16 protein-coding genes and 1 riboswitch are annotated in these 13,862 nt (G+C 48.2%); of the genes, 11 read left to right on the top strand and 5 right to left on the bottom strand.

Annotated elements, in window-relative coordinates:
* Nucleotides 1–14 precede the first annotated feature (14 nt).
* Nucleotides 15–1,004 carry a DNA-directed RNA polymerase subunit alpha gene (locus ACQ31U_RS03570; RefSeq protein ID WP_431053722.1) on the top strand — a complete coding sequence of 330 codons (990 nt, stop codon included), beginning with the start codon at nucleotides 15–17 and terminating at the stop codon, nucleotides 1,002–1,004.
* Between the two features lie 40 nt (nucleotides 1,005–1,044).
* Nucleotides 1,045–1,434: a 50S ribosomal protein L17 gene (gene rplQ, locus ACQ31U_RS03565; RefSeq protein WP_431053721.1), complete on the top strand. Its 390-nt coding sequence runs from the start codon at nucleotides 1,045–1,047 to the stop codon at nucleotides 1,432–1,434.
* A 74-nt stretch (nucleotides 1,435–1,508) separates the two neighbouring features.
* On the opposite strand, the gene ACQ31U_RS03560 is transcribed toward rplQ, so the two are convergent.
* The 3 genes from ACQ31U_RS03560 to ubiK are packed head-to-tail and all read right to left on the bottom strand — an operon-like array spanning nucleotide 1,509 to nucleotide 3,766.
* Nucleotides 1,509–2,195 (bottom strand): metallophosphoesterase family protein, encoded by a 687-nt coding sequence (locus tag ACQ31U_RS03560; protein WP_431053720.1) that lies wholly within the window; start codon nucleotides 2,193–2,195, stop codon nucleotides 1,509–1,511.
* Between the two features lie 2 nt (nucleotides 2,196–2,197).
* The gene (gene nadR, locus ACQ31U_RS03555) at nucleotides 2,198–3,463 is read right to left on the bottom strand and encodes a multifunctional transcriptional regulator/nicotinamide-nucleotide adenylyltransferase/ribosylnicotinamide kinase NadR (protein ID WP_431053719.1); all 1,266 of its coding nucleotides are present in this window, start codon (nucleotides 3,461–3,463) and stop codon (nucleotides 2,198–2,200) included.
* A gap of 21 nt (nucleotides 3,464–3,484) precedes the next feature.
* A complete protein-coding gene (gene ubiK / locus ACQ31U_RS03550) occupies nucleotides 3,485–3,766 on the bottom strand; it encodes a ubiquinone biosynthesis accessory factor UbiK (protein ID WP_431053718.1) in 282 nt (93 codons plus the stop codon).
* 140 nt (nucleotides 3,767–3,906) lie between these two features.
* Nucleotides 3,907–4,067: riboswitch (FMN riboswitch) on the top strand.
* Between the two features lie 149 nt (nucleotides 4,068–4,216).
* Between ubiK and ribB the strand changes: the two genes are divergently transcribed.
* The 5 genes from ribB to ACQ31U_RS03525 all read left to right on the top strand — a co-directional run bounded on the left by ribB (nucleotide 4,217) and on the right by ACQ31U_RS03525 (nucleotide 8,167).
* On the top strand, nucleotides 4,217–4,873 hold the full coding sequence (ribB, locus tag ACQ31U_RS03545; RefSeq protein WP_431053717.1) for a 3,4-dihydroxy-2-butanone-4-phosphate synthase: 657 nt from the start codon (nucleotides 4,217–4,219) through the stop codon (nucleotides 4,871–4,873).
* Between the two features lie 48 nt (nucleotides 4,874–4,921).
* The gene (locus ACQ31U_RS03540; protein ID WP_431053716.1) at nucleotides 4,922–5,968 is read left to right on the top strand and encodes an extracellular solute-binding protein; all 1,047 of its coding nucleotides are present in this window, start codon (nucleotides 4,922–4,924) and stop codon (nucleotides 5,966–5,968) included.
* Nucleotides 5,969–6,251: 283 nt separating this feature from the next.
* On the top strand, nucleotides 6,252–6,947 hold the full coding sequence (locus tag ACQ31U_RS03535) for a helix-turn-helix transcriptional regulator (RefSeq protein ID WP_431053715.1): 696 nt from the start codon (nucleotides 6,252–6,254) through the stop codon (nucleotides 6,945–6,947).
* 82 nt (nucleotides 6,948–7,029) lie between these two features.
* A complete protein-coding gene (locus ACQ31U_RS03530; RefSeq protein ID WP_431053714.1) occupies nucleotides 7,030–7,668 on the top strand; it encodes a glutathione S-transferase family protein in 639 nt (212 codons plus the stop codon).
* A 61-nt stretch (nucleotides 7,669–7,729) separates the two neighbouring features.
* Nucleotides 7,730–8,167 (top strand): GNAT family N-acetyltransferase, encoded by a 438-nt coding sequence (locus ACQ31U_RS03525; protein WP_431053713.1) that lies wholly within the window; start codon nucleotides 7,730–7,732, stop codon nucleotides 8,165–8,167.
* Here the strand turns inward: ACQ31U_RS03525 and ACQ31U_RS03520 are convergent.
* A complete protein-coding gene (locus tag ACQ31U_RS03520) occupies nucleotides 8,164–9,534 on the bottom strand; it encodes a hypothetical protein (RefSeq protein ID WP_431053712.1) in 1,371 nt (456 codons plus the stop codon). The two genes, ACQ31U_RS03525 and ACQ31U_RS03520, sit on opposite strands and share 4 nt — an antisense overlap.
* 282 nt (nucleotides 9,535–9,816) lie before the next feature.
* Between ACQ31U_RS03520 and ACQ31U_RS03515 the strand changes: the two genes are divergently transcribed.
* Nucleotides 9,817–10,101, top strand: coding sequence for a helix-turn-helix domain-containing protein (locus ACQ31U_RS03515; protein WP_431053711.1), 285 nt, complete (start codon nucleotides 9,817–9,819; stop codon nucleotides 10,099–10,101).
* Here the strand turns inward: ACQ31U_RS03515 and tusA are convergent.
* Nucleotides 10,098–10,355 (bottom strand): sulfurtransferase TusA, encoded by a 258-nt coding sequence (tusA, locus tag ACQ31U_RS03510; protein ID WP_431053710.1) that lies wholly within the window; start codon nucleotides 10,353–10,355, stop codon nucleotides 10,098–10,100. The genes ACQ31U_RS03515 and tusA overlap by 4 nt on opposite strands.
* A 68-nt stretch (nucleotides 10,356–10,423) precedes the next feature.
* Here tusA and pepQ point away from each other — a divergent pair, with 68 nt between their 5' ends.
* Genes pepQ through ACQ31U_RS03495 form a run of 3 tightly spaced genes read left to right on the top strand, consistent with a single transcriptional unit; the run spans nucleotide 10,424 to nucleotide 13,852 of the window.
* The gene (pepQ, locus tag ACQ31U_RS03505) at nucleotides 10,424–11,758 is read left to right on the top strand and encodes a Xaa-Pro dipeptidase (RefSeq protein WP_431053709.1); all 1,335 of its coding nucleotides are present in this window, start codon (nucleotides 10,424–10,426) and stop codon (nucleotides 11,756–11,758) included.
* A 3-nt stretch (nucleotides 11,759–11,761) separates the two neighbouring features.
* The gene (locus tag ACQ31U_RS03500; RefSeq protein WP_431054273.1) at nucleotides 11,762–12,373 is read left to right on the top strand and encodes an IMPACT family protein; all 612 of its coding nucleotides are present in this window, start codon (nucleotides 11,762–11,764) and stop codon (nucleotides 12,371–12,373) included.
* Between the two features lie 15 nt (nucleotides 12,374–12,388).
* Nucleotides 12,389–13,852 carry a TrkH family potassium uptake protein gene (locus ACQ31U_RS03495; protein WP_431053708.1) on the top strand — a complete coding sequence of 488 codons (1,464 nt, stop codon included), beginning with the start codon at nucleotides 12,389–12,391 and terminating at the stop codon, nucleotides 13,850–13,852.
* Nucleotides 13,853–13,862: the final 10 nt, after the last annotated feature.

The raw sequence follows: 13,862 nt of genomic DNA, 5'->3' as shown, positions 1-13,862 counted from the left end.
AAAGAGAGGATAAAATGCAGGGTTCTGTGACAGAATTTTTAAAGCCACATTTAGTCGATATCGAGCAATTAAGCCCGACGCACGCTAAAGTGACCTTAGAACCGTTAGAACGTGGTTTCGGCCACACATTAGGTAATGCGTTACGTCGTATTCTGTTGTCATCTATGCCGGGTTGCGGCGTAACTGAAGTGGAAATCGACGGTGTGTTACATGAGTACAGCAGTAAAGAAGGCGTTCAAGAAGATATTCTAGAAGTGCTTCTGAACTTAAAAGGTCTAGCGGTTAAAGTACAGAATAAGGACGATGTGTTCCTGACGCTGAGCAAATCTGGAATCGGACCTGTTGTTGCTGGCGATATCACCCATGATGGAGATGTTGAGATTGTTAATCCGGAACATGTGATTTGTCATTTGACTGATGCCAATGCATCAATTAATATGCGCATTCGCGTGCAGCGTGGTCGCGGCTATGTGCCTGCCTCTGCGCGCAAACATGTTCAAGACGAAGATCGTCCGATTGGTCGCCTATTGGTTGACGCTTGTTACAGCCCGGTAGATCGCATTTCTTATAATGTTGAAGCTGCCCGTGTTGAACAGCGTACCGATTTGGATAAATTGGTTATCGAAATGGAAACCAACGGCACTATCGATCCGGAAGAAGCGATTCGTCGTGCAGCGACAATTCTAGCAGAGCAACTTGATGCATTCGTTGATTTGCGTGATATTCGTCAACCTGAAATTAAAGAAGAAAAACCGGAGTTCGATCCGATTCTTCTGCGTCCGGTGGACGATTTAGAGTTGACAGTTCGTTCTGCTAACTGTTTGAAAGCAGAAACAATTCACTATATCGGTGATTTAGTCCAACGCACTGAAGTGGAGCTGTTGAAAACCCCTAATCTTGGTAAGAAATCACTTACTGAAATTAAGGACGTGTTGGCTTCACGCGGACTATCACTGGGTATGCGCCTTGAAAATTGGCCTCCGGCAAGTATTGCTGAAGACTAATTTCGGTATGGATTAAGATTTTTCTGAGAAGGATAAGGTCATGCGCCATCGCAAGAGTGGTCGTCAACTAAACCGTAATAGCAGCCATCGCCAAGCGATGTTCCGTAATATGGCAGGTTCTTTAGTTCGTCATGAAATCATCAAGACGACTTTGCCTAAAGCGAAAGAATTACGTCGTGTAGTTGAACCGTTAATTACTTTAGCTAAAGCAGACAGCGTTGCAAACCGCCGTTTAGCTTTTGCTCGTACTCGCGACAACGAAATCGTTGCGAAATTATTTAATGAATTAGGTCCACGTTTTGCTCAACGTGCCGGTGGTTACACCCGCATTTTGAAATGTGGTTTCCGTGCAGGCGACAACGCGCCAATGGCTTACATTGAGTTGGTTGATCGTCCGGAAGTAGCGACTGAAGAAGCCGCTGCGGAATAATCATTATAAAAAATAAAAAGCTCACCGATTGGTGAGCTTTTTTGTTTTCTGCCTATATGAAACCGAAATGAAGGTTAGCGATCATCAACGCCTTGCAATAAGTATTCTCCATCCAGCGTAGCAAGGCTGCGGAAACCCACATTGACAACTTGATAACTCGTTTTATGAGCAAGTGCGGTATAGTCAAAGTTTTCATGGTGGTGTCCGTGAAAAATTTTTTTAACCCCCATTTTTTCGGCTAGCGCATTAAGCACTTGAAAACCCGACGGATGTGGTTTAGGGGCTTCATGGCAAATTAGAATATCCGCTTGTTGTTGCTCCAACTGCTCAATATCCGATAAAAAAATCGACGTGCGGTGGCGCAACGGTAAGCCGCCCTGCCAAATTTTATCCGATGGGCAATATTGGCAAAAATGGATCGGATCGAAGAACAGCGGTTTATTCGGCGGCATCCAGATCTGCCCGCGGAATACGCCGCCTAAACCGGCAATTTTTTGTCCTTGAATTTCGACTACCCGCCCGTGCAAATTGCGTTCTTTCCACGTGGTTCCCCATAAGGCTTGAAATGCGGCAACGGTTTTACTGTCGTGATTGCCGTGGATAAACCATAAATCGCAATGCTCCGATAGCCGTTCTAAGACAGCACCGTCGCTTAATTGCAGATCGCCTAAAATCACGAGGGCAACGTCCTGCTCTTGTTGCTGCAAAAAAGGGAAAAGATGTTCAAAACTGCCGTGCGGATCCCCGGCGAATAACAACATGGTTACAGCTCCCGTCCGTTATCATTTTGCAGCGTCGGCAAATCTTCCTCATTCAACACTTTTTCGACAATCTCTTTCGCCATATCGTAGCGCTCTAAATAGCTTGGCGATTCAATTTCAATATACGGCACTTTATATTTATCCAACAAGCGTTTGAGCAGATCTTGGAATTTTTGGCGCGATTTTTGATCGCCCAAACTGCGCAAGCCGTCGTCCACCCATTTGGTGTTGTTCGATAATAAAATGGTAATATCAAACGGATATTCCTTAATCATCGAATCTAAAAACGGGTGCGCTTTGCCTTCATATTGGATACAAAATGCCTGCGTAGTGATGAAATCGGTATCGATAATCGCGACTTTGTGCGCATGACGCACCGCATAATCAACATAGCGTAAATGCCCGATTGCCATTAACGGATAGTCGGAAAATTGCATTGCCTGTTCATCGCCGCCGAGCTGCTCAAACACATATTCACGCCCGTATTCCCAGGCTGAGGTGGTGTTAAATACCGTCGCCAGTTTATTCACCAATACACTTTTACCGCTGCTTTCGCCGCCTAAAATGGCAATGGTTTTGGCGAAAAACGGCCGCACCTCTTTCGGAATAAATTTCCAGTAATGGAAGGGATGGTTGCGGATTTTGGTTGCCGAAACATTGAAAAATTTCCGCTCCGGATCAACCAGATTGACCTGCAAGCCTAAATATTTCTCATACGGCTCTTGGTCTTGCGGTTCGCTGCTGAACACAATGGTTGGTGCAACGTTTTTCTGGTCAAACAACTGCTTAACCCGTCCAGCCCATGCTTCCCAGCCGTTGGGATAACTCGGCAAGCCGTCCTCAACCAAATGATGGATAAAAATATGCTTTTGCTGATATTTGAAAATCTGCTGCATCCAACGCAAACGATCTTGCGGGGTCGGCATTTTTTTCATTTTGCTGTCGTAAAACAGCTTCAGATCGCGCTCACTTTCGCTGCATACCACCACATGAATTTCATCGACCTTACTAAACGCTTCATAAATCATGTTGATATGCCCGGTATGCACCGGATAGAACTTACCGAAAATCACGCCGATTTTTTTATCTTCGACTTCGGTGATGTTCAACACTTTATGCAAGGCTTGCAGTTTAATCGCACTCGGATTTTTAATTTTGCCGCTGACCAATTGGTTAAAATAGGCGCGAGTCACCCCGGCTTGCTCGCACACCTCGGCGACTTTCAGGTTGAGTTGTTTGCGTTTTTGTTGCAGATAAGCAAAAGACATAAGCTGTTCTCTAATTATGGATTATTCGGCATTTTCTGCGGGCGGACTGGTTTCGGTAAGCGCTAACTTACTTTCTAACTCGTCTAAACGTTGTTCAAGTGCGGTCAGTTTCTCACGGGTGCGGATTAACACTTGGGTTTGCACCTCAAAATCTTCTTGTGTCACCACATCCAATTTAGCTAATTGCGCCTGAATCACCTGCTTCACTTTGGCTTCCATATCTTCACCAAAATTTTTAACGCCTTGCGGTAGCGCATCATGAATTTGTTGTGCGAATTGCTCTAGTTTTTTCGGGTTCAGCATGGTCTTGGTTCCTGAATAATGAATATTTCCCTATTGTACGAAATGGACTGATTAAAGGGAACTTTTTTATGTCAGCCGTTTTTTTCTCGATTGCTTTTGATAAACAGTAGGCACAGCATTTTTTTTCGTTATAATAAGCGGGCAATTCTCAGGGCGGGGTGCAATTCCCCACCGGTGGTAAGGGCGCGATTGTTTACACGACAACCGCACTTAAGCCCACGAGCGCCTGCTACGGCAGGGTCTAGCAGATTCGGTGCAAATCCGAAGCCGACAGTCACAGTCTGGATGGTAGAGAATAAGGGCTTTCCCGTTCCGGGAAACTCCGCTTTTTATTGTGATAAACCGCACTTTGATCTGCTGTATGTTGGTGTGGAGCGGCACAATGCCTCTATTTCGCCCTGATTCTGGTAGCGTATTCATTTACCTTATTTATTTAAAAAGGAATTTACCATGAGTCAGTCTTTACTCACCCAATTCGGCGACAGCCGACAACGTGTCCTTGCCGCAATCGAAGCCTTTAAGCAAGGCAACGGCGTTCTGGTTTTAGACGATGAAAATCGCGAAAACGAAGGCGATCTGATTTTCCCCGCCGAAACCATCACCACCGAACAAATGGCGAAGCTAATCCGTTACGGCAGTGGCATTGTTTGCTTATGTATTCCGCAAGAAACTTGCGATCGTTTGCAGTTACCGCCAATGGTAACGGAAAATACCAGCGTGAATAAAACCGCCTTCACCGTCACGATTGAAGCGGCGCAAGGGGTTTCGACCGGTGTTTCCGCGGCGGATCGGGTGACCACGGTTAAAGCCGCGATCAATCCAAGTGCGGTTGCGAGCGATTTGCATCGCCCCGGACATATTTTTCCGTTAAAATCACAGGCGAACGGCGTGTTGGCACGGCGTGGACATACTGAAGCCTCGGTAGATTTGGCAATCTTAGCCGGTTTTCAACCTGCCGGTGTGATTTGCGAGATTACCAATGATGACGGTACAATGGCACGGGCAACGGAAATCGTCGCCTTTGCCCAACAGCATGGCTATCCGGTGGTGACAATTGAAGATTTGGTTGCCTACCGCCTAAACCATGAACAGGCAACATCAGCCTAGGTGCTGATATTATCTTGAAAACTCATGCTTATTTTAAGGACTCAAGCAATGAAAAAACTTTCGGCTTTTTTTACTGCCGCGACCATGCTGTTTGCTGTCAGCAATGCAGCGAAAGCAGATAACGACACGGTTTATCTTTACACTTGGACCGAATACGTGCCAAGTGGATTATTGGATAACTTCACCAAAGAAACCGGGATTAAAGTGATTGTTTCCAGTTTGGAATCAAACGAAACCATGTATGCCCGTTTGAAAACCTTGGGCAAAAACGGTGGCTATGACGTGATTGCGCCGTCAAACTATTTTGTGTCTAAAATGCGTAAAGAAGGCATGTTGTTGCCGTTGGATCACAGCAAATTGCCGGTGTTAAAAGAGCTTGATCCGAATTTGCTGAATAAACCGTACGATCCGAACAACGAATATTCGCTGCCGCAAATTTTAGGCGCGCCGGGTATTGCGTACAACAGCGACGTGATTGATTCAACCAAAATCGCTTCATGGGGCGATTTGTGGAATCCGGAATATAAAGACAAATTACAACTGTTAGACGATGCGCGCGAAATCTTCAACCTTGCGTTGTTGAAACTGGGCGAAGATCCGAATACCACTGATCCGGAGGTGATCAAAAAAGCCTATGAAGAGTTATTGAAATTGCGTCCTAACGTGTTGGCGTTCAGTTCCGACAATCCGGCGAATGCCTTTGTTGCCGGGGAAGTGGATTTAGGTATGCTGTGGAACGGTTCAGCCTATATCGCCCGCAAAGACGGCGCACCGATCAATTTGCTATGGCCGAAAGAAGGTCCGGTATTATGGGTGGACACCTTAGCGATTCCAGCCACCGCACAGAATCCGGACGGCGCGCATAAGTTGATTAACTACCTGTTAAGCGCCGAAGTGGCGAAAGAGTTAGCCTTGGAAATCGGCTACCCGACCCCGAATCTGGAAGCGCAGAAATTGCTACCGGCGGAAATGGTCAACGACAGCTCGCTGTATCCACCGGCGGAAGTGCTGCAAAAAAGCTACTGGCAAGATGATGTCGGCGATGCAGCGATTATCTACGAAAACTACTATCAGCAGCTGAAAGTGGCGAAGTAAGAATCTGATTTAGACAAAGTGCGGTTTAACCGCACTTGAGATTGCAGACAAACTGACTTCTCTCCCTCCGCGTGCGGAGGGAGTACCATTTTTCGTAAGAAAAATGGGGAGGGGAATATGAAAATGCAACATATTCATTTTTAACATTCTTTATGCCTCCCTCCATCCTTCGGACACCTCCCTCCGTATACGGCGGGAGGGAAATGATTCGAGAAAGAGACTTTGTCATCAGCCTGAAGTGCGGTTTAACCTCACTTTTGTCTATTTGGCATAAGGCAATGTGATGTCGAAAAGCGAGCGTTTGTTTACCCTGTTACAGATTTTGCGCGGACATAAATACCCGCTCACCGGCGCGGTTTTGGCGGAAAAGCTGAATATCAGCCTGCGCACACTCTATCGTGATATTGACAGTTTGCGGGCGCAGGGGGCGGATATTGAGGGCGAGGCCGGAATCGGCTATCTGTTACGCAAGGAATTTGAACTGTCCAAGCTAATGTTGACGGAAAGCGAAATTGAGGCGTTAGTGCTGGGAATGCGTTGGGTGCACCGTTCCGCCGACAGCGAATTAAGCCAAGCGGCGAAGAACGGCTTAAGCAAAATCTCGGCACTGTTGCCGCCGCATTTGTCGCAACAACTGGAAAACAACGCCTTATTTATTGCGGTCAGCAACAATCCGCCCCCCTTTCTCGACGATGTTTTTATCAAACTGCGCCACGCTATTCAGCGCCAGCTGAAAGTCAAACTGACTTATCGCAATGAAAAACAAAAATATTCGCAGCGCATTATTTATCCGTTTGCAATCGGCTTTTTTGAGCAGGCGCAATTAGTCGCCGCATGGTGTGAGCTGCGCCAAGAGTTCCGCCATTTTCGCCCCGACCGAATCATTGCTATCGAATTGTGCGACGAACATTACCAACCTGACCGCACTTTGCTGCTGCAGCGTTGGCAAAAACGAGACGGCGACTGTACCCACCGCTAAATCACTGCTGACAGAAATTGTCATCCGGCTGAGGTATAGTGTCTTGGCAGTGAAATAACCCTCGAAACACAAGGAGCAAATAATGCAAACCCTGACCCTCTATACCCACCCGATGTCACGCGGCAGAACGGCGCGCTGGATGTTGGAAGAAACCGGCTTAGCGTATGAAACCGTGCTGTTTACCGATTTTAGCGGCGCAATGAAAGCGGCTGATTATCTGGCGATTAACCCGATGGGCAAAGTGCCGGCATTAAAACACGGCGACACCGTGATCACCGAATGTGCCGCAATTTGTGCTTATCTAGCCGATCTTTGCCCGCAAAAACAACTCGCCCCGACCTTGAATGATCCGCAACGCGGCGTGTATTACCGTTGGTTGTTTTTTGCCGCCGCCCCGTTGGAAGCCGCGATGATAGAAGTGGCATTGCAATTGAAACCGAAAGAGAGTGATCGCACCGCGTTGGGCTATGGCAGTTTGCCGTTGTGCCTGACCGCACTTGAACAGACATTAAGCCAACACGATTTTTTGTGCGGCAACCGTTTCAGTGCCGCGGATTTATATCTTGCCGAGCTATTGGATTTCGGCATTAATGCGGTTAAAGTCATTGAAGCAAACCCGGTTTTCACCGCCTATATCGCCCGCCAGCAAGCTCGCCCTGCTTATCTTCGCGCCAGCAAAATTGATGATGATCTGTTTGCGAAAATCCAAGCAAACGGGTAAATTGATTTATCGGGCGGTTTGAACCGCACTTTTGTTTTTATGTTTTATTTCAGGGGGCAACATGATCCAAGCGCGTTGGTCGAATTCATTACAAAGTGCGGTTTATCAAGACGGGTTAGCCGTGCGAATCGCGGTGTTTGTTGAGGAGCAGGGCTTCTCGATGGAGATCGAAATTGATGACGTTGAAGCAGATTGTGAGTATCTGACGCTCTATTCCGCTGATAATCAGCCGCTCGCCACCGCACGGATCTATCCTTATGCCGATGGCGTCTATAAATTACAACGGATTGCGGTGTTGCAATCGCAACGCGGCAAGGCGTTGGGCGAACGCTTGATGGCGGAAATGGAACGGCGTGCGCAGGCGCAGGGCGTGAAACGCTTGATTTTAGGCGCGCAGGATTCGGCAATCGGCTTTTATCAAAAGTGCGGTTACCAAGTCTATGGCGACGGCTACGACGAAGAAGGCGTGCCGCACCATATGATGGAAAAACGGCTTTAAGCGCGATGGCGCACTTCAATCACCAAGCAGCGTTGGCTGAGTTCGGCGATCAGTTGATTGAGGGTATCAATACTGTCTTTATCCAAATTTGCGTCCCATTCATCAAGCAGCAACATGCGAACGGCATGCTTGTCGCTGTTTAAGTCGTCCGCCAATTCGTGCAAATTGCGTTTTAGGGTTTGCCCTGTGGACAGCGCAGTGTTATCGGCGAACAGCAATTCGTGCTGTGCCGGCAGATAATAGGCTTGCTCGCCCAGTTGCTGTTTTAGCCAACAGAGATAGCTGGATTTACCGCAGCCGTTTGCGCCGCGCAAGGTAATCCGACCGCACTTGAGGGCATGGTTCGGCAAAGTCGCAAGGCTAAATTCGCCGTCGCAATTTTGCGCTTGCGCCTGCAATTTATCCCATTGAATGCGCCCGTTGAGGCTGTTTTGCGGCACGGCAACCGCACTTTGCAAGCCTTGCAGTTTCGCTTTCATGCCCGACCAACCGGTTGCCACCGAAATCAAGATATCGGTATATTGTAAAATCAGCACCTGCCGCGGCAAGGTCGCCACCAGCACCGCCAAAAGTGCGGTGTCGTTTTGGTGTTGATAAAACAGAATCGCCGTCCACGCCAGCACCGGGCTCATCATCAGCAACATACCCAACGACGAGGCAAGATGATTCCAGCCACGATTGCTGACTGCGGTTTTCAGTGCTTCGTTTTGATTTTGTTGCAACGCCTGATTGAAATAGTGTTGATTGTAACGGTTGCCGAGCAGCACGTTATCCCACGCCAGCGACAGCGTGCGCTGCAATTTCGTGCGCCCTTGCTGCGCCGCTTGCCCGCGCTGATAAATCCGTTGTTTAAAAGCAAATACCGCCAACGCCGCTAACAGCACGCCGAGCAGATAGGAGAGCATTATCGACGGGGCTAAAATCCACGCCAACACCGCAATATTAAAACTGACATTCAGCAACAGCGACACGCCGTCAAACAGAAAACGGTAGCTTTCATCGATCGTCAAAAATCCCTCAGAGGCGATAAACGGCAACCGTTGATCTTTCAGCGTGCGATCATTGCGCAAACCGGCTTGATTGTTGAAGTTTTTTTGAAAAAGTGCGGTGTAGCGATTGAGCGCAGTGAATTTGGCTTTTTCCAACAGCATTGCGGCGAAACTCGCCGGTAGATAGACGATCGTCAGCGACAGAATAAACAGTACAAAGTAAACGCCGAACGCCCCGCCAACGCTGATGTTCTCCGCCACTTTCGCAATCCAATAGGTCGATGACGCAACAATCATTTGCTGCACCAACAATAGCAACAACGCCCAACGAAACGCGGCGTTATTCAATAAACGGAAAGCAAAGTGCGGTTGTGGCATGGTTTACCTAAGGATATTTAACAGCGGAATATCGAAAAATATTAGAGAAAAATCAAGTTAAAGGCAATTTTTGTACAATAATAAAATAGCGAAGTGTGAGTGTGATCGTTAAAACCAGCGTATAATCTTTGGATTGAATTAACTTTTAAGTTATACTTGTCAAAAAAAGACAGGATATTGATATGTTTGAACTACAGTTTCACTCGGAGGCGGTAGCGGAAATAACCGCACTTGAGCCGGTTATGATTGAGCTTGCATTAAAACGTTTAGGAGAACTGAGCCATGAAAATTAAACCGATTGCATACCAAGAATTAAAAGCGAATTTACTCGCTGATCCGGAGGTCAATACCATTTATCAAACCGAAAAACGTGCTGATGAGTTACAAGCGTTATTGCAACAAATGCGGGCTAAGGCAGGGTTAAATAGCCGACAAGTGGCTGAACGCATGGGCATTTCGCAGCCGGCAGTCAGCAAATTGGAGCGCAATGCCAGCCGTGCCAGCGTGAATAGTTTACAGCGTTATGCACAGGCTTGCGGTGTAAATTTAACCTTTAATTTCTCTTAACCCCGCCCCTTGCGCACCCAATAACGATAAGGGGTTTGTGCGGTTTCGCTGTGCAGCAGGGTGTGATCCATAAACTGGCAAAAGCTGGGAATATCGCGGGTGGTGGCGGGGTCGTCCGCCAACAGCAGCACCACCTCGCCGTCTTGGCGATGGCGAATGCTTTTGCGCAGCAACATCACCGGTTCCGGGCAGCGCAATCCGACGGTATCGAGGGTTTCATCAATTGCAATCTCATTAATTTCCACTTGGTTCATAAATTCTTGCTTATTTGTTGGATTTAGGCGATATAATACCGCAGATAACGCAATTTTAGGAGTTTTTGATGTCGAATTCGCAACAGGCGCTTTTTCAACGGCACTTGCACGGCTTGCAAACGCTGGTGCGGGAGATTTTACACGGCAACCGCTTGGACGGGATTTGGATTCACGCCGGTGAAGAACGTTACCATTTTCTCGACGATCAAACCAAACCGTTTAAAATCAATCCATTGTTTAATTATTTTGTGCCGCACACCAGTGCGGTCGGTAGCTGGTTATATCTCGACGGCGTGAACAAACCGCACTTGTATTTTTACCAACCCGATGATTATTGGTATCTGCACGAAGCTGCACCGCAGGCATTTTGGACGGACGAATTTGACTGGACGATTCTGAAACACGCCGACGAGATCAAAACCTATTTTAGCCACCTTGACCGCACTTTATATCTGGGCGAGGAAGAGGCATTGGCGCAAGCGTTCGGTTTTAGTCAAATTAATCTGCAAAAAGCCCTGAATTACTTGCATTATCAACGCAGTATCAAAAGCGAGTATGAGCTGGATTGCTTGCAACGGGCGCAATTTGCCGCCTTAAAAGGACATCAGGCAGCACAAGCGGCTTTCTTCGACGGTCAATCGGAATTTGAGATTAACCTAGAATATCTGCGCGCCAGCGGACAGTCGGACTCGAATGTGCCGTATGCCAACATCGTGGCGATAAACCACCACAGTGCGGTGCTGCACTACACCCGATTACAACAAACCAAGCCGCAAACGCAACGTAGTTTTTTGCTTGACGCCGGCGCGAGCTATCTCGGTTATGCCTCGGATATTACCCGCAGTTACAGTTTCAATCCGAATGATGAATTTGCCGATTTGGTGCGCACGTTGGAGCAGCACAAACTGGCGATTATCGCACAAATGCAGGTTGGTTATAATTATCTTAGCTACCACACCATAATGCAGCAACGGATTGCCGAAACCTTGTGGGAATTTGACTTGGTGAAACTGCCGGCGGAACAGATTTTTGAAGCGGGGATTAACCGCACTTTCTTCCCGCACGGCTTGGGGCATTTTCTCGGTTTGCAGGTGCATGATGTCGCCGGTTTTCAACAAAATCGGCGCGGCACGCATAAAGCGCCGCCCGAGGTTTATCCGAGTTTGCGCTGCACCCGCACCTTAGAGCCGAACATGGTGTTGACGGTCGAGCCGGGATTGTATTTTATTCCGCTGTTGCTTGAACAATGGCGTCATCATGCGTTGGCGGGCAAATTTAACTGGCAGAAGATCGAACAGTTGCTTGCCTACGGCGGCGTGCGTACCGAAGATAATATTGTGATCACCGCCAATGGCGCGAACAACCTGACGCAAAACGCGCTGACCGCACTTGGCAACAGATAGCCGATTATGCGTTACCTGATTCCGGCGGCGGGCGTCGAATTTAGCGAAGAAATTAAAAAAAGCCGTTTCATCACCTATCTGCAAGCGACAGAGGGATTGGAACAGGCGAAAGCGTTTTGGCAACAACTGAAACAGCAACACCCGAACGCACGCCATCATTGTTGGGCGACGGTTGCCGGGCGACCGAACGATTCGCAGCAATTGGGTTTTTCCGACGACGGCGAACCGTCCGGCACGGCAGGCAAGCCGATGTTGAATATCTTGCTCGGCAGCGGTATTGGCGAAATCAGTGCGGTGGTGGTGCGTTATTACGGCGGCATTCAACTTGGCACCGGCGGGCTGGTGCGGGCTTACGGCAACGGCGTGCAGCAGGCGTTGAAATTGCTGAACACGATAGAAAAAATCGAACGCCAAGTCTTTGCGCTCAGTTGCGATTACGGGCAAATCAATTTGGTGCAGCAATTGCTGAAGCTGCACCAAGTCGAAATTATCGAACAACAGTTCGCCCAGCGGATTGAATTACAGCTTGGCATTAGCGCAGAACAGTTTGCCGAATTCAGCCGTGCGTTGAATGATCGCAGCGGTGGCAGTTTGCGCCTGCTGGCTTTAACTTAAAGGAACGACAACCCCGTGCATATCCAGTCTATTATTCGTATCGTCGGCATTTTGGTGATGTGTTTCTCGCTCACTATGCTTGTCCCTGCCTTGATTGCTTTGCTTTACAGCGACGGCGGCGGCCGTGCCTTTGTCGAAACCTTTTTTATCACGTTAGCCGTGGGCGCATTGCTGTGGTGGGCGACACATAACCATAAACACGAATTGCGTTCGCGTGAGGGATTTTTAATTGTGGTGCTGTTTTGGGTGGTGCTGGGCAGTGTCGGTTCGTTACCGTTCATGTTATTTGAACACCCGCAACTGAATGTTGCCAATGCGTTTTTCGAATCCTTTTCCGGCTTAACCACCACCGGCGCAACGGTGATTGTCGGCTTGGACAGCTTGCCGAAGGCGATTTTATTTTACCGCCAAATGCTGCAATGGCTCGGCGGCATGGGGATCATCGTGTTGGCAATTGCGATTATTCCGTTGTTGGGTATCGGCGGCATGCAGCTTTACCGTGCCGAAATGCCGGGGCCGCTGAAAGAGCAAAAAATGCGCCCGCGTATCGCCGAAACTGCCAAGGCGTTATGGGTGATTTATTCTACCTTGACTTTGTTATGCGCACTGGCTTATTGGTTGGCGGGTATGGACGTGTTCGACGCCATCAGCCACAGTTTTTCGACGATTTCGATCGGCGGTTTCTCGACCCACGATGCCAGCATGGGCTACTTTAACAGCACGGCGATTAACTTGATTGCCGCGCTATTTTTATTTATTTCCGGCTGTAACTTTGCGCTGCATTTTTCCGCTTATTTTGAGTTGGGCAAAAGCAATATTTTCAAACTCTATTTCACCGATCCCGAATTTAAAGCCTTTCTGTTTATCCAACTGGCGTTGGTGACGATTTGCACCGTCGCTTTAATCGGTTATAACCATTTTTCCGGTTACGGCGAAGCGTTGGAACACGCCATTTTTCAGTCGTTGTCGATTTCCACCACCGCCGGGTTCACCACCTCCTCGTTCGACAGTTGGCCTTCGTTTTTACCGATGTTGCTGTTGATGACCTCGTTTATCGGCGGTTGCGCCGGTTCGACCGGCGGCGGTTTGAAAGTGATTCGGGTACTGTTACTGTTGGTGCAAGGCAAACGCGAGATGAACCGTTTAGTACACCCGAATATTGTGCAGCCGATTAAATTGGGTAACCGCGTGCTGTCCGAACGGGTGATTCAAGGCATTTGGGCGTTTTTTTCCGCCTATCTGCTGATTTTTGTGATCTGCTTATTGGCGGTTATCGCCTGCGGTGTCGACAGTTTTGATGCCTTTAATGCGGTGGTGGCTTGCTTAAACAATCTCGGTCCGGGCTTGGGCAGTATCAGCAGCAACTTCGTTGCAATCCCCGACAGCGCAAAATGGATTTTAACCTTCGCCATGATCTGCGGGCGGTTGGAAGTGTTTACCTTATTGGTGTTGTTTACCCCGGTGTTTTGGAAAAGTTAATCGAGAGCCT

This window comes from Testudinibacter sp. TW-1 (genome assembly GCF_050613185.1).
Classification (GTDB): Bacteria; Pseudomonadota; Gammaproteobacteria; order Enterobacterales; family Pasteurellaceae; genus Chelonobacter.
The sequence above is the reverse complement of the archived record's forward strand: the minus strand, read 5'-3'. Positions and strand labels throughout refer to the sequence as shown.